This is a genomic window from Lyngbya sp. CCY1209 (genome assembly GCF_035615495.1).
In the GTDB taxonomy this organism is placed as follows: domain Bacteria; phylum Cyanobacteriota; class Cyanobacteriia; order Cyanobacteriales; family Microcoleaceae; genus Limnospira.
The window spans coordinates 1-15,049 of sequence record NZ_JAJENU010000495.1 but is presented as its reverse complement, the minus strand read 5'-3'; the positions used below and the strand labels follow the sequence as shown (position 1 = coordinate 15,049).

The following is a 15,049-nucleotide window of genomic DNA, read 5'->3' as shown; positions in this document are numbered from 1 at the left end:
TAATTGATAATTGATAATTGATAATTGATAATTATTTATTGTTTTCCTTTTCTGTGGGGGCAACCGTCTCAGGTTGCCAAAATTCGGGGTGTTGGATCTTCCGCAGATTACGCAGATGACACAGATTTAATTGGGGGATGGGTAGGGGCGCAAGGTTTGCGCCCTTCGACTTGTTTACAATTAGAAACCGCTCAGACGATTTCGCAGGATTTCTGCCTGTTTTTCGGCTTCTGCGAGGGCATCCCGCGCACCCTGAACCACGGCGGGATCGGCTTTTTCCACGAAGTTGCGGTTACTCAACCGCTTGTTGTAACTGTCGATTTCCTTCTGGATTTTCGCCAGTTTTTTCTCCGTGCGCTTTTTCAGGGCTTCCAAATCCACTACGCCGGCTAGGGGAATCAGGGCTTGCACCGTGCCCACCACACCGGCAATACTTTGACCTTCATCGCCTTTCAAAGCCTCGGCAATTAGCAAATTTTCCACGCCTGCGAGGTCTTTTAGGTAGGTTTCTCCCCCTTCTAAAATATCCCGTTCCGTGGCATTTTCGCTTTGTAAAATTGCCGTAACTTTGACCTTCGGTTTGATGTCCGCATCGGCGCGAAGGTTTCGCAGGGTGCGGATGGCGCCGATGATCAGGTCGAAATTCGTTTCCAGTTGGGGATCGATCGCATCTTCCTCCACTTTTGGATAGGCTTGAACCGCCAGACAATCCTCCTCGCCGGTTTGGGTGAGGGTGTGCCAAATTTCTTCAGTAATGTGCGGCATGAAGGGATGTAATAGCTTCAAAATCCCCTCCAAAACGTGGGCTAACACCTGTTGGGCGACTCGCCGGGAGGCCCCATCGTCCCCCTGCAGGCGGGATTTGGCGAGTTCGATGTACCAGTCGCAGAAGTCGCCCCAGATGAACTCGTAGAGCCCCTTGGCGGCTTCTCCCATGCCGTAGGCTTCCATGTAATCGCAGGTTTGCTTGACGGTTTGGTTGAAGCGGGACAAAATCCAGCGATCGCTCAATTCTAGCTGAATGATGTCCGGCGCCCCCAACTGGGCGGGGGTGTGTCCCTTCAAATTCATCAACACGAACCGGGCGGCATTCCACAACTTATTCGTAAAGTTGCGGGAGGCTTCCACCGAGGGGGATTCGTCTTTTTCGCGATCGTATTCTAGGCGGATATCCTGTCCGGCGCCGATCACTTCTCGCATCAGGGTATAGCGGAGGGCGTCGGTTCCGTATTTGTCGATCAGCAATAACGGATCGATGCCGTTTCCTGCTGATTTGGACATCTTTTTGCCATTTTCATCCAGGATCAACCCGTGGATGTAGACGGTTTGGAAGGGCATTTGGTCGGTAAAATATCCCGCCATCATCGTCATCCTGGCGACCCAGAAAAAGATGATGTCGAAGCCGGTGGAGAGGGTATTTGTGGGATAATAGGTTTGTAAATCGGGGGTATTTTCCGGCCATCCCAGAGTCGAAAACGGCCACAATCCGGAAGAAAACCAGGTGTCGAGTACGTCGGGATCTTGGCGGAGTTCCACGGTTTCGCCGAATTTTGCGATCGCCTGTTTTTTCGCTTCGGCTTCGGTCCGGGCGACAACAAAGGGCGTGGAATCGGTTATTTCTCCCCCGGTTTCACTCACCGCATACCAGGCGGGAATCTGATGTCCCCACCACAGTTGTCGGGAAATGCACCAATCCTCCAACCTCACCAGCCAATCGCGATAAACTTTCGTCCACCGTTGGGGTACAAAAGCGGGGCTATTGTGATTATCTAAAGCATCCAAGGCGCGATCGGCCAGGGGGCGAATTTTCACGAACCACTGAGTTGATAATAGCGGTTCGACGGGAACTTTTCCGCGATCGCTATAAGGAACAGAGTGGCTGTAATCCTCCACCTTCACCAAAACCCCATCTTCTTCCAACCGCTTCACCACATTTTTGCGGGCGACGAAGCGATCCTGCCCCTCAAACGGCCCCGCATTCTCATTCATGGAGCCGTCTTTATTCATAATATTAATCATCGGCAAATCGTGCCGTTTCCCCATCTCGAAATCGTTGGGGTCGTGGGCGGGCGTCACCTTCACGCATCCGGTTCCGAATTCCGGATCGACCAACTCATCGGCGACAATCGGAATTTCCCGGTTCATAATCGGCAGGGTGAGGGTTTTGCCGATCAAATCTTTGTAGCGATCGTCCTTCGGGTTGACCGCGACTCCCGTATCGCCCAACATCGTTTCCGGGCGGGTCGTCGCCACCTCCACGAAGCCGCTGCCGTCGCTGAGGGGATAGCGGAAGTGCCACAAATGTCCGTTGACTTCCTTATTTTCCACCTCCAAATCCGACACCGCCGACTCGCTGGCGGGGCACCAGTTGACCAGATATTCGCCCCGGTAAATCAACCCATCTTCGTAGAGGCGGACGAAGGCTTCGAGCACGGCTTTGGAGAGTCCTTCATCCAGGGTGAAGCGTTCCCGGGTCCAGTCACAGGAGACGCCCAACCGTCGCAGTTGGTTGACGATGCGATCGCCGGACTGTTCCTTCCACTCCCAAGCCCGTTCCAGGAATTTATCCCGCCCCAGATCGTAGCGGTTTTTTCCCTCTTCCCGCAGTTGCCGTTCCAAAATGGTCTGCACGGCGATGCTGGCGTGGTCGGTTCCGGGCAGGTAGAGGGCGTTGTAGCCCCGCATCCGATGATAGCGGATCAGGGCGTCGATGAGGGAGTTGTTGAAGGCGTGGCCCATGTGCAGGCTTCCCGTCACGTTCGGCGGCGGGATCATGATGGTGTAGGGTTCGCCCGGATTCGCCGGGTCAGCCTTGAAAACCTGCTTTTCTTCCCAATATTTCTGCCATTTGGCTTCGGTGGAAAAGGGGTCGTACTGGGTCGCCAGGGTCGGAATGGTTGCAGTCATGGCAGATCGTGGACAGTGTGGCCAGATTGGTGGTTCTTAAACATTTTGCCACAGGAGTCGCCCAACCTGAATTAGATTATGGGTAAATCCAGGCTTCACCCCAAAATCCAAAATGGCGAAACCCAACATCCTCCAAACCGGAAAATCCTACACATTTCGCAGCTATTTTGAGATGATCTACGAGCCGGAAGACATTCTGGCCGAATTCGGAGTCTCGCTCCGCCGCGACACCCTCACCCTCCCCAAAGCGGATCTGGAATCCAACGCCATCCCCATCGCCAACCTCAAACAGAACCTTCGCCGCCGCCTCCCTTTTGTCAGCCTCACCAGCGAAGCGGCGCGGCGAGAAATCCTCATTGCTCCGGTGGTTCTGGAGTTGATCGACTACACCCAAGCCCAGCTCAGGATCGAATATTCTATCAATGTTTCCGAGCAGCTTAAAGGCTCCCTCGACTATTACCTTCGTTCGGAAAATCGTCTGCTGATTATCGAGGCAAAAAATGCGGATCTGGCGCGGGGACTGACCCAGCTTGCGGTGGAACTGATCGCCCTCGATCGCTGGATTGATGAAGGCGAAAACCCATTGTACGGTGCCGTCTCGACGGGCGATATTTGGCAATTTTCCCGGTTCGATCGCCGCCAAAAACAAATCGAACAAGACCTGAACTTGTACCGAGTCCCCGCCGATCTTGAAGATTTGTTTTCCATCCTCATTGGCATCTTATTAAAATCGGAGTTATACTAGAACGATAGAAGAAACCCGCTTGGGAATCAATTCCCAAGCTAACAGCGAAAATCCTCTCAAGAGGATTAGAGTCTAATTTTCAGATTTAAAAATTCATAAAATTTCACCACAGAGGCACAGAGAACACGGAGAATTGATCGGTTTTTCCTGTAGTCTAGTAGTAGACCGTTTCGGCTCAAATGAGGCAAAATTCAAAACGGAGCATCGGGCATCTTGCCTGTGGATTCAGATCGGATCGCCTCATTTAAGATGAAACAGTCCACTACTAGACTCGATGACAAACCCTAAATCCATGAATTCAACCACATTCGCAGCTTCCATTCTTCCGGGGAAAGGGGTAAACCGAGATAGATGGGAAGCCAGTAGAGAAACGCCATCACCACCAGAACGATCGCGGTCATTCCCATGATTTTTCGGTCGGGTTGGCGGCTGTGCAGCCAGCGATCGCACCACCAAGCCGCCGCCATGATCGCAAACACCACCGCCCCCATATAATGATAGATGAACAGGCAGCGACTCACCATCGCCCAGGGGAGAAAATTGGCGCCCCAGTTGGCGATCGCGTACAGGATGACCCAATATTCCGGCTTCGGGAGAATGCGATCGCGCGAAACAAGATCGCTCAAGGCGACCCCGACAAATCCGGCAATTGCCAATATTGAAAACCACCACAAAACGGGATTTCCCATGCCGTGCACGTCGTAAATTATCGGGAATTCCGGAATCGAAATATTATTGAGCGACGGGGGGATATTTTCGGGGCTGTTTACCCGTTCAAAAAAATAGACCATCGGCCGGATCGTCCCGGGCCAGGTGTGCCATTGGGAACAGTAGGGATGAATGTCCGTATCACCCCCCAAATTTTGGTGGAAGGTGAGAATTTTTTGGTGCAATTCCCACAGGTTATATTTGGGATTTTGTCGGAGGTGGGGAATCCAAAGTAGGGTGTAGGTTAAAAATGGAACGATCGCCAAGTTCAGGATAATGTGGATCGGTTTCAATTCCGTCAGCCGTTCCAGGGGGGAGGAAAAAGCGGGCGATCGCCATTTCATCAACCCTGCCACAATCAATAATAAATAAATCCCCAATAAAAATCCCAACCCGTTCCACTTGACGGCGACGGATGCCCCGAAACAAACCCCGGCGAGAATCAGCCAAACCGGGCGATGCTGATTTTTGCAACTCAATGAAATTAAAAATAAAAGTTGAGCCAATAAGCCGAAAAATATGATATAAATATTGTTGAGGGCGTAGCGGGATTCCACCAAAAATAAACCGTCCAACGCCATGAAACCGGCGGCGATGAAAGCGAAACTGGAGCGGCGGGTCAGTTGGTAGGCGATCGCGCCCACCAGCACCGGAATCGTCGAACCGATCGCCGCATTCATCCAGCGGTAATTCCAGGGCGAGAGGGGATAACCCGCCGCATCGTGGACAGCATCGCTTCCCCAATTAAAAATAGAGCCGATTTGGAGGGCGATCGCGATCAGATATTGACTCAGGGGGGGGTGGGAATTAAAAAAGGGGGTGCGGGTGAGATAGTTGTGGGCGAACTTGGCGAAATACACCTCGTCGAAAACGAGGGTATTGAAGCGATCGAGATCCCAAAATCTCAGCGATAGCGACAGCAAAAAAATCGCCGTCATCCCGACCCAAAATTTCCGCGAAAACCGTGTCAAGAGCTGCATGACTGGGATGGATGCGATCGCCTCACAATTTTGGCTATTTTATCCGAGAAATGCTCCCCCCGTCTCCGAGATGCCCCCCCGGGGGGGTCAAACCCTCCATGCATGGGGGTTCTGGCTTCCCTAAATCTAAAAATTGGGTTAAGATGTGACGGCGATCGCAGTTGACCCGTCAGTTGACTCACTCAAAGTGCCTCGGATTGTCACGGAGCCTCAGAAGGTGAATCACCCATGAACTCGGGAAAACGGGCGATGATTAAAGTGTCGAGTTCAAACCCCGCCAATGTTTCCAGTCAAACTCCTTCCCGGTGCCATCAACGAAATCACAGTTTCCGTCTGCGAAACCAAATCTCTGACCCTCGCCGACCGCTACGGCCTCATGGCCGCGATCCTCGATGAGTCCCTCGACGAAGAAGAGCGTCGGGCCATCGATCGCCTGCTGCGCTCCACCCTGCGGGGACGGGTCAAACTGGTAGACGAACTTTCAGTCACAAACTAGGTCAGGTTTCTCCGCGGCGATGGCGCAACAGATCGAACTCGACAGCTTTCTGCTCCGTATCGCCCCCCGAGCCGACCCCCAGAACTAGGAGAGTCCGCAGACGCGGACTCTTTTTCGATCGCGGTCAATTATGGCAATGAGCGCTCGTGCGTCAACTTGCTTGGGGGAACCTCGGGGCTTTCAATTCTCCCGACTCCCTAATACCGACTCCCGACTCCCGATTAATAAAGCGGGACGCTCGGATCGACCGCTTTGGCGTAGGCGTCAATGCCACCCGCGATATTTTTGACGTCGGTGAATCCCTGTTCGACGAGCCACATACACATTTGGGCCGATCGCCGTCCGTGGTGGCACATCACCAGGGTTTCCTTGTGGGGGTCGAGGTCGGTCAAAATGGGTTCGGCCCACTGCTGGTATTCGCTCAACGGATAGTTGAGAAATCCATCCACCCTCGCGATCGCCAACTCTTGAGGTTCGCGGACATCGATCAGTTGCACCGCCTCCGGAGAGGCTTGCAGGCAGGAGGCGAGGGTTCTGACATCAATTTCGGAAAAGGATTGATTGAAAGATTGGGCTGACATAAGTTGCGTATGGACCGATTGAGTTCAAGCATTGATATTTTTCACTTTAACCGAATCTCTCCGGAATTCCTCACTCGTCTGCCGGGTGGGGATGGATGGCGACACCCCCCGCGATCGAGAGACTTTCCCTGCGGATTTTGGTACAATGCGGGAGCGATTCGATTTGGCTTCTCAGGAAACACGTTTCGGGTCGCGTTAGATCAATCTTGTCGCGTTATGGGGCGATCGACCGATGGACGAAATTTTCAAACCGAGCCTGATCGAGCCGGTGCTGACCCTCCTGGGGACGCTGGGGTTCTTCTTCTTTGCCATTCAAGCCTATCGGCAATTGGAAAAATAGTGATCTAAAATCCGGTTGATTGCCCGGAACAAAACGGGTTGGATCTCCACACCGCTTGGGAATCAATTCCAGAGGGCGCAAGCCAGGGGCCCCTACCCGATCAAATCATCTGAAGATGATTGGGAAGTTGGTGCGACTCAATAATCGGATCTGATATGAGTTGAGCCGCGATCGCTCTCTAGGATTCTTCTCCGGACAATTTGACCTGCTTGCCAATCAAGCTCAAGAAGTTGGAACCGAAATGTTGAATTTCCAAAAAGTTGGCGTACTCGTCCGCCGGTTTGTAAATTTTAAAGGTTTTCATAATCCCCAACGTTGCCGCACTTTCCAACGGTCCGATAAAACTGCTGTCGCGGTCTAAAAAATAGGGCTGTTCGGCCCAATATTTCATCTGTTCTGCATTGAGAAAATAACAGCCCGCGTGGGGGTTGAGGGTGCGCCGAAACTGGAGTGGCTGTTCCATGACTTTCCCGGTCAACTGGGGGCGATCGCGCACGTTTTGAAACTTGGCGGTGACGTGGGGCAGTAAATTGCCGTCGATGTAGGCTTTGTTGACTTTCCCGTAGGGAGAAATTTCGTAGCGGTTCGGCTGCAAAAGAGTTTCATTCCCCGCGTGGGCATTAAACCACCTCAACTTGACAAAAAACCAGGGGTCGTGTAAAATTAAGTCATCTTCCAAATAACAATAATAATCGTATTTCCCCAACTCATTCCGCAACACGTCCTGACACTCGAACCCCAATTTCATCGGCTCGGCATCGGTGGCGTGGTGGCGGTAAAAACCTGGGGGCAAGGGCAGTTGTTGCAACAGGTGACAATTCTGGGTGGTACAAATGACGATATCCACCGCATTACCCCCGCAGTGGTTGACCGGAAACGTGGCGCATTTGCCGATATCGATGACGCACTGACTGTCGCTGTAGAGTCCCCGCAGGGCGGTCAAACTCATGCTCAACCCCATCAATCTCGGTCGCGGATCTTTGTTGAGGGAGGCGTGGCTACCGTCGCCTTCGGGATTATAAAAATGGGGGATCGTGACTAAAATTCGCATCTGAAATTAAAAAATAGTAAATCAGAAATCTGCGTCATCTGCGTCATCTGCGGACGGAAATCAAATATCATTCACGATTGTAAAGCCTTCGCCCCATTTTGACGCAGGGAATCCGCCTGGGTCAGCAGGGACTCCGCAAATGCGATCGCCTCCCGGACCGATCGCCCGCTGGCCAGTTGGGCCAACTCCTCCCGCCGTCCCCCCGTATCCAGGGACGCGACCCGAACCACCGTCCGCTTGTCGGAGGCGGGTTGGCCGTTCTCATCGGAGGGGATCACCGTTTTAGCCACCCGGAAGTGGTGATCAGCCATCGCCGCCACCAGGGGTTGGTGGGTGACGCAGAGCACCTGGTGGCGGTGGCTGAGTTGGTGCAATTTTTGTGCGATCGCAGTGGCCACCCGCCCCGACACCCCCACGTCAATTTCATCAAAGACCAGAGTTCCCGACCCCTCAATTTGGGAAAAACAGGCCTTCAGGGCCAGCAGAAATCGGCTCATCTCCCCGCCGGACGCCGTGTCGCTCAAGGGTTTCAAGGGTTCACCCGGGTTGGGACTGAAACAAAATTGGATGCGATCGCTTCCCGTCGGCGTGGGTTCGGTGGGGATAATCTCCACCTTAAACCGGACGCTCTCCATCGCCAACGGTTTCAACTCCCGGATGAGGTGAATTTCCAGGCGGCGGGCGATTTCGTGGCGTTCGGCGGTGAGGAGGTGGCAGGCCTCTTCCAGGCGGGTTTGGGCCTCGCAGTAGGCTTTTTCCAGCCCTTCGAGGGACTGATCCGCGTCTTCGAGTTCCGCCAATTCGGCCCGGATGCGATCAAAATAGTCCATCACCTCCGCCAGCGTCGGGCCGTACTTGCGACAGATCTGTTTGAGGTCATGAATCCGATCTTCGACATCCTGCAAGCGGTCCGGGTCCGATTCGAGTTGCTCTCCGTAGCGGCCGATTTGCTGTCCGGCTTCCGTGACCTGGGCTAAAGCATCCTCCACCATTGTCAGAATGGGTTTGAGTTCGCTATCGTATTCCACCATATCTTGTAATAGGGTTTCGGCGCGACTGAGCAGGTCGGCGGCGGCCTCTCCCCCGCGATCGTGTTGGTAGAGGGCTTGATAAATTTGATAGCTTTGCTGCTGCAATTCGACGATGTGGTTGAGGCGTTGGTGCTCTTGCTGGAGGTGTTCCAACTCGTCCGCATCGGCGAGCTCGGCGGTTTCGAGTTCCTGAATTTGATATTGCAGTAAATCCAGCCGCTGCAGCCGCTGCTGTTCCCCCTGCTGCCGCTTTTCCAGGGCGATCGCGGCGTTTCGGGCTTTGGCGTGGGCGAGTGTTACCTGTTGTCGTAGGGCAATTGTAGGGGCTCCCCCGTACAAATCCAACCACTCCCGCTGCAAGGTGGGTTCCCCCAACTGCACGGTTTGGCCCTGGGCGGTAATTTCGACGAAGCGATCGCGGAGGCGATCGACGGTCCCACGGCTGACTAAAATACCATTCAAGCGCGATCGGCTGCGAAATTTATCTTGGTTGACGGTCAATTCCCGGGAACAGACCACCAGGGACCCATCGACGAGATCGATTTCCTGTTCTGCGAACCAGTCCATCAGGGCCGGATTCACCTCGAAGGCGGCTTCCAAAATCGCCCGATCCGCCCCGCTGCGGATGCTGCGGCGATCGACCCGCCCCCCCAAAACGGCATCGACGGCATCCAAGATGATGGACTTACCCGCCCCGGTTTCCCCCGTAAACACGTTCAATCCGGGACCGAATTCGAGATCCAGGTGGTCGATCAGGGCAAAATTGTCAATTCGCAGAGAAATGAGCATAGGGGAATGGGGTGTGGGGTGTGCTCGGTGGGGTGTGGGGAGCGGGGGGGGCGGAGGAAGCTTCGGTAAGCGGAGGGAGCGGGGGAAGCGGGGGAAGTGCAGAAACGGGTAGAACATCTGCACCGCTTGGGAATCAATTCCCAAGCTAATAGCAAAAATCATATTCAGATGATTGGGGAGGTTGTACGAATCTGATATAAGATGTCGCCTCTGCCTCCTCTGCCTCCTCTGCCTCCTCTGCCTCCTCTGCCTCCTCCGCCTCCTCCGCCCCCTCCGCCCCCTCCGCCCCCTCCGCCCCCTCTGCCTCCTCTGCCTCCTCCGCCTCCTCCGCCCCCCTGCCCCCCTGCCCCTCCACCTAATCGGCCAAAGGCAGAATCAAATGGATGGTGTCGGATTTGAGTTGGAGTTGACCGCCCATTTGTTCGACGATTCGGCGGCAGATGAGCCAGTGTCGGGCGGGCGATCGCGCCAGGGGGGGCATTTCCAGCCAGTCGGGGACTGATTCGTCGAACCGGCGGGGGTCGAGGGGGGAGGCGGGTTCGACGGTGACGACCGCGACCCGGCGATCGGGGGGGGAAACGGCGATTTGGATGGAGTCTCCTTCTCGCGATCCGTAACACACTAACTGTAGCAACTCTCCGATCGCCAATTCGAGTTTGATGCGATCGCCCGCGATCGTCCCCTGCCAGTCCCGGCGGATGGGCAGTATCAACCCCCGCTTTCTGAGTACCGGGTCGATGCGACTGCGGATGTGTCGCAGTAAACTGGCGATGGGGACCGGTTCCCGGGTGTAGCGGAGTTGCCACTGTTCCTGTTTGATAGCCGAGGCGGTGGTGGCGAGGGCGTTGCCGATCTGCCGCAGCAGTTGTTGTTGGCGGAGGTGGGCGAGTTGCTGTTTGTGTCCCTCCTGAGAGTTGAGAGGGGAGTTGTCGAGTTCCTGGAGTTGTTTGATCCCCGATCCGACGGTGCGGCACAGCCAATCCAGGCGGCGGTGTTTGTACCAGTTCAGGCAGGCCAAGCTTTGCTGTCGGGTTTCCAACTGCCGGCCGAGTTGCAGGTAGCGGCAGGACCAGGCGAGTTGCGTCAGCAGGGGTTGCAAACCGTCCGTTTCGTCGGGATGATGTCGGGGATCGATCGCCAACAATAGCGTCTGGGTGAGGTGTTGGGGGGCTGTGGGTAATGCGATCGCGCCCATTTGGCGATCGACAGTTCCGGGAAGCCAATTTTTGGTTTCCGGGGACAGGCGGGAGGCGTCTACACATATTATTTCGCCTGACGACAGGCCGCTTTGAATCAGGGGATCGGCGGCGACCGGGATATTGACGCCGGCGGGGACGGGTTCGCCATCGGCCGTCCAAACGGCTGCAATTGTGGCGGTTTCCGGCGCTTCCGACCGGGCGACCAGATACACCCGGGGACTCTCCAAAAACTCGGCGATCGCTTGTAAAAGGCCCCCGGTGGCGGATTGGATGTCTTGGGTGTCGTGCAGGGCATCCCAACTGCGGGCGATCGCATCTTGAACCTGTTGGCATCGGTGCAATTCTTGATGCAAGTGCCACTGTTGGACGACGGCGGTGAGTTGCCGTCCGACGTGCCGCACCAGATCCCGTTCCAGGCTGTCCCAACTGCGGGGACTGTCGTGGCAGATGACCAGCAAACAGTGGGTGTCGGGCCGGGACAGGTGTCCGTGGGCCACCAACAGCGATCGCGCCCCGCCCTCCCACAGGGGTTTCCGCCAAGCCGCCAAAATCCGCTCCTCAGCCCAATTTTCCACCGCCAGCACCCCTTCCAAGTGCAGGGTTTCCCACTCGGCCTCCGACAGGGGACTCAAAGGCGCGGATAAGGGTGCGACGGGGCGCTTTTCGGGGCTCGGTTCGGTTTGGTAAATCGCCTCGAACCCCGCCGAGGGTTCACCTTGCAGCAGCAACACCCGCGTCCCCCCCAGGCGCCGACTCAAGCGATCGCCGATATCCTGAAAGATGGCATCCCCCTCGGCCGAATTCGCGATCGCCCGGATCGACCCGCAGGCGAGGGCGCGGTCGAATTCGATTTGCTGGATTTTCTCCGATCGCTCCCAAACCGGGGCGGTGAGGGATAATAATTGTGCGATCGCCTGCAACCCCAACTTTTCGGACTCCTGCCAGATCCGGGCTTGCTGCCCCTCCACGGCCACGAAGCCCAGCAGGTCGTCCCCCGAGCCGATGGGGGCAGCTAGGAGCGATCGGGCGCGGATTTTCTCCATCAATATCCCCGTGGTATCGGCGCTCAGGGAACTGTAGGCCTCCCCGATGGAGACGAGGCGGTTGGCTTTGAGGGCGCCGTAAAAATCCCCCAGATCCTGGACGGTGATGCCGGAGGAGGCGTGGTGGTTGCCGCCGACGGATAATTTCTGCTGGGTCCGGGCTCGCAGCCAAAAATACCGCCCTTCCTTGGCGTACCAGTAGACGCTGGTGCGGCTCGGTTCGATGAACCGCTGGATTTCCTCCACCACGGCTTCCAGGGCGCGATCGGGGGTGAGGGGTTGAGAGAGCCGCGACAGGAGTTTGAACAGGGGTTCGTCCAGGCGTTTGAGTTGTTGCTGTTGCCAGCGGGTTTCGAGTTGGCACAGCGAGGTGGCCAGGGTCCCCAAAACGATGGATAAATGGCTCGTCTCGTCGTCACCCGGGGAAATGCCCCAGGATGTCGATCCCAGCAGCACGACCCCGAAACAGCGATCGCGGTGGCGGAGGGGGTAGAGGAGGGTTCCTTCGATGTCGAACCGGGCGGCGATACTCCGCCATTCTCCCCCCCGAGTTTCGGACTGCAAGCTGGGGACGACGACGTGGCGGAGTTGGATGACAACCTGCTCCAAAAGATCCCCCGGAGACAGGGAAAATCGCTGTTGGAGGAGATCCGTTTCCCCCGTGGGGGTGACGCCCCCTTTGCCCACCAACTGATGTTCGAGGCGGTCGTAGAGCCCGATCCAAATCAAGTTGTAGTTGAACTGCGATCGCAGATGGGATAAGGTAGTTTGGAGTAAAACATCGACGTTCTCTTCTTCTCGCAGGGTTTGAAGGATTCGAGCGAGGGCGATGATGCGATCGTCGGACGCGGTTGGCTGTTGCTGGCAATCCATGAAGTGACCCGGTAAACGATGAAAACCTGCACGGCACAAGTCGAGTGAAATTTCAGGACGGCGACCTGGATTTTTATAGCGGATTTTATTAATTTTAAATTTCGGATACCTTAATTTTAGCGGGTCAAGGGTTGTTCAATTTGAGGGCTGGAAATTGGATCTGTATCGATCGCTGCTCAAACCGATTTTGTTCCGGGGACTGAAGGTCGATCCGGAATGGGCACACCACCAAACCATGCAACTGCTGCACTGGCTGGATCTCAACAAATCCCGGCTTCCGGTGTCCCGGCTGGAAACCCTATTGCAACCGGGGTTTTCTCTGAGCGATCGCCGTCTGGAACAGAAACTCTGGGGCCTGGATTTTCCCAACCCCGTGGGGCTGGCGGCGGGGTTCGACAAGGACGGCATGGCGGCGGGTTTGTGGGGGAGTTTTGGCTTCGGATTTACCGAACTGGGAACCGTGACGCTGCACCCCCAACCGGGAAATCCCCGCCCCCGACTGTTCCGACTTTTGGACGATCGGGCGGTTCTCAACCGCATGGGGTTTAACAATCAGGGGGCGGCAACCCTCGCCACCCGCCTGCAAAATAGCCAACCTTCTTCGGTGTCCCCGAAAATTCCCGTCGGCATCAATTTGGGCAAATCTAAGATCACCCCTTTGGAGGGGGCGGCGGATGATTATTTAGGCAGTTTCCAACTGTTGCGGGACTGCGGAGACTATTTCGTGGTGAATGTCTCGTCCCCCAACACGCCGGGGTTGCGATCGCTTCAGGCGGCGACGGAATTGGACAAAATTCTGGGGGTGTTGCAAAATGCCAATACTGAGGGAAAACCCCTGCTGGTGAAAATCGCCCCGGATCTGGAGTGGGAGGCGATCGCGGAAATTGTCGATCTGGCGAAAACGCACCGTTTGGCCGGAATTATCGCCACCAATACCACCATCCGCCGGGATATGCTCAAAACCCAATGGCTGACTCAAACGGGAAAACCGATCGCGGAAGAAGCGGGGGGGATCAGCGGTGCACCGTTGCGGGAGCGATCGACGGAGGTGATCCGCTACCTGTGGCAACACACCGGGGGCGAAATCCCCATCATCGGGGTGGGGGGTATTTTCACCGCCGAGGACGCCTGGGAAAAAATTACAGCCGGCGCCAGCTTGGTTCAAGTGTACACCGGATGGGTCTACGAGGGACCTGGGATGGTGCGCCGGATTTTGGAGGGGTTGTTGCAGAAATTGCAGGAACGGGGACTCGATGCGATCGCCGATGCGGTGGGTTCGGAAGGCGATCGGGAACGGTATTAGGGAGTCGGTATTAGGGAGTCGGGAAAAGGTTCCGAAGTCGGGCGACAATTTCCAGAACCCAATACCTAGGCAGATCGCTCCCCGCCTGCTATCCTGTTGTCTAGTTTTGTGTGCATCGATCGCGCCCGCTCGTTTTTACCCTGAAAACATCCGGGGTGGCGGAAGTCGAGAGCAAAGAAATTGAATTGTCAATTATCAATTGCCAATGATCAATTCTTCCCAAAACCCCAAACCCTACCTTGAATTGCATACACCGATGAACTGGCAAAACTTGACACCCAACCCGTTGAAAAAACTCAATCTCAAGTCTCGCCTAATCGCAGGCGGTCTGGGATTGGCCCTCGCCGTCGGCATCCCCCTCGTCAGCCACCAAAGTTTGGCTCGAACCCGCGCCGCGGGCGACTACGAACAGCGGTTGTTCGATGCGGCCCTCGCCTTTACTCTCTATTTTGAAGGGGGTTTCAGCGATCACCCGGCTGATATCGGCGGTCGCACTTATCGGGGAATTTTGCAGACAGAATACAACGCCTATCGCGCCAGAAGAGGTTTGCCGCCCCTGGATGTTACCCAAATGTCCGAGGCGGAAATGTTGGAAATTTACGATAGCTATTGGGACGGCAGCGGCGCGGCGGCGATGCATCCCGCGTTGGCGATCGTCATGTTCGATACGGCGGTCAACTTCGGGATTAACAATTCCATCACGTTCCTCCAGCAGGCCTTGGGACTGCCCCAAACGGGCGTTTTCGATGCCACCACTCGGGCGGCGTTGCAGCGGGGAAATAACAAATATACCGCCCTGCAAATTGTCAATGAACGCATCCTTTACCGTTACAAACGGGTTCAGGAAAATTCCAGCCAGATGGCGTTTTTCCACGGCTGGCTGAGTCGGGATTACAGTCTGTGGGGATACGTCAATCAGATTCAAAATTAATCCCACGTAGCACAAGCTTCTAGCTTGTGAAAACAGGCAAGATGCCTGTGCTACATTAATCCCACGTAGCAC

The 15,049-nt window shown here is 55.5% G+C and carries 11 protein-coding genes; 4 read left to right on the top strand and 7 right to left on the bottom strand.

What is annotated here, in order from left to right; all coding sequences use genetic code 11:
- Nucleotides 1–180: 180 nt before the first annotated feature.
- On the bottom strand, nt 181–2,907 hold the full coding sequence (locus LKE08_RS15460) for a valine--tRNA ligase (RefSeq protein ID WP_324705136.1): 2,727 nt from the start codon (nt 2,905–2,907) through the stop codon (nt 181–183).
- A gap of 112 nt (nt 2,908–3,019) precedes the next feature.
- On the opposite strand from LKE08_RS15460, the gene LKE08_RS15455 reads away from it, so the two are divergent.
- The gene (locus tag LKE08_RS15455) at nt 3,020–3,652 is read left to right on the top strand and encodes a hypothetical protein (RefSeq protein WP_324705135.1); all 633 of its coding nucleotides are present in this window, start codon (nt 3,020–3,022) and stop codon (nt 3,650–3,652) included.
- Nucleotides 3,653–3,936: 284 nt separating this feature from the next.
- Here LKE08_RS15455 and LKE08_RS15450 read toward each other — a convergent pair whose 3' ends face one another.
- Nucleotides 3,937–5,340: a phospholipid carrier-dependent glycosyltransferase gene (locus LKE08_RS15450; RefSeq protein WP_324705134.1), complete on the bottom strand. Its 1,404-nt coding sequence runs from the start codon at nt 5,338–5,340 to the stop codon at nt 3,937–3,939.
- 280 nt (nt 5,341–5,620) lie between these two features.
- On the opposite strand from LKE08_RS15450, the gene LKE08_RS15445 reads away from it, so the two are divergent.
- Entirely contained in the window at nt 5,621–5,836 is a 216-nt protein-coding gene (locus LKE08_RS15445) for a hypothetical protein (protein WP_324705133.1), read from the top strand.
- 221 nt (nt 5,837–6,057) lie between these two features.
- On the opposite strand, the gene LKE08_RS15440 is transcribed toward LKE08_RS15445, so the two are convergent.
- The 5 genes from LKE08_RS15440 to LKE08_RS15420 form a co-directional block, all read right to left on the bottom strand.
- Nucleotides 6,058–6,417: a rhodanese-like domain-containing protein gene (locus LKE08_RS15440; protein WP_324705132.1), complete on the bottom strand. Its 360-nt coding sequence runs from the start codon at nt 6,415–6,417 to the stop codon at nt 6,058–6,060.
- Between the two features lie 518 nt (nt 6,418–6,935).
- Nucleotides 6,936–7,808 (bottom strand): calcium-binding protein, encoded by an 873-nt coding sequence (locus tag LKE08_RS15435; protein WP_324705131.1) that lies wholly within the window; start codon nt 7,806–7,808, stop codon nt 6,936–6,938.
- Nucleotides 7,809–7,879: 71 nt separating this feature from the next.
- The gene (gene recN, locus LKE08_RS15430) at nt 7,880–9,628 is read right to left on the bottom strand and encodes a DNA repair protein RecN (RefSeq protein WP_324705130.1); all 1,749 of its coding nucleotides are present in this window, start codon (nt 9,626–9,628) and stop codon (nt 7,880–7,882) included.
- A 145-nt stretch (nt 9,629–9,773) separates the two neighbouring features.
- Complete coding sequence (locus LKE08_RS15425) at nt 9,774–9,983, bottom strand: hypothetical protein (protein WP_324705129.1); 210 nt, start codon at nt 9,981–9,983, stop codon at nt 9,774–9,776.
- Nucleotides 9,984–12,743: a GAF domain-containing protein gene (locus LKE08_RS15420; protein ID WP_324705128.1), complete on the bottom strand. Its 2,760-nt coding sequence runs from the start codon at nt 12,741–12,743 to the stop codon at nt 9,984–9,986. It lies immediately after the preceding gene.
- 154 nt (nt 12,744–12,897) lie between these two features.
- On the opposite strand from LKE08_RS15420, the gene LKE08_RS15415 reads away from it, so the two are divergent.
- Together LKE08_RS15415 and LKE08_RS15410 are read left to right on the top strand one after the other, a co-directional pair.
- Nucleotides 12,898–14,046 carry a quinone-dependent dihydroorotate dehydrogenase gene (locus tag LKE08_RS15415; protein WP_324705127.1) on the top strand — a complete coding sequence of 383 codons (1,149 nt, stop codon included), beginning with the start codon at nt 12,898–12,900 and terminating at the stop codon, nt 14,044–14,046.
- A gap of 256 nt (nt 14,047–14,302) precedes the next feature.
- Nucleotides 14,303–14,977: a glycosyl hydrolase 108 family protein gene (locus tag LKE08_RS15410; RefSeq protein WP_324705151.1), complete on the top strand. Its 675-nt coding sequence runs from the start codon at nt 14,303–14,305 to the stop codon at nt 14,975–14,977.
- Nucleotides 14,978–15,049 lie beyond the last annotated feature (72 nt).

Coding starts and splice junctions, on each gene's coding strand:
- LKE08_RS15455 (WP_324705135.1), top strand. CDS start 3,020: ATGGCGAAACCCAACATCCTCCAAACCGGAAAATCCTACACATTTCGC.
- LKE08_RS15410 (WP_324705151.1), top strand. CDS start 14,303: ATGAACTGGCAAAACTTGACACCCAACCCGTTGAAAAAACTCAATCTC.
- LKE08_RS15435 (WP_324705131.1), bottom strand. CDS start 7,808: ATGCGAATTTTAGTCACGATCCCCCATTTTTATAATCCCGAAGGCGAC.
- LKE08_RS15440 (WP_324705132.1), bottom strand. CDS start 6,417: ATGTCAGCCCAATCTTTCAATCAATCCTTTTCCGAAATTGATGTCAGA.
- LKE08_RS15445 (WP_324705133.1), top strand. CDS start 5,621: ATGTTTCCAGTCAAACTCCTTCCCGGTGCCATCAACGAAATCACAGTT.
- LKE08_RS15420 (WP_324705128.1), bottom strand. CDS start 12,743: ATGGATTGCCAGCAACAGCCAACCGCGTCCGACGATCGCATCATCGCC.
- LKE08_RS15450 (WP_324705134.1), bottom strand. CDS start 5,340: ATGCAGCTCTTGACACGGTTTTCGCGGAAATTTTGGGTCGGGATGACG.
- recN (WP_324705130.1), bottom strand. CDS start 9,628: ATGCTCATTTCTCTGCGAATTGACAATTTTGCCCTGATCGACCACCTG.
- LKE08_RS15460 (WP_324705136.1), bottom strand. CDS start 2,907: ATGACTGCAACCATTCCGACCCTGGCGACCCAGTACGACCCCTTTTCC.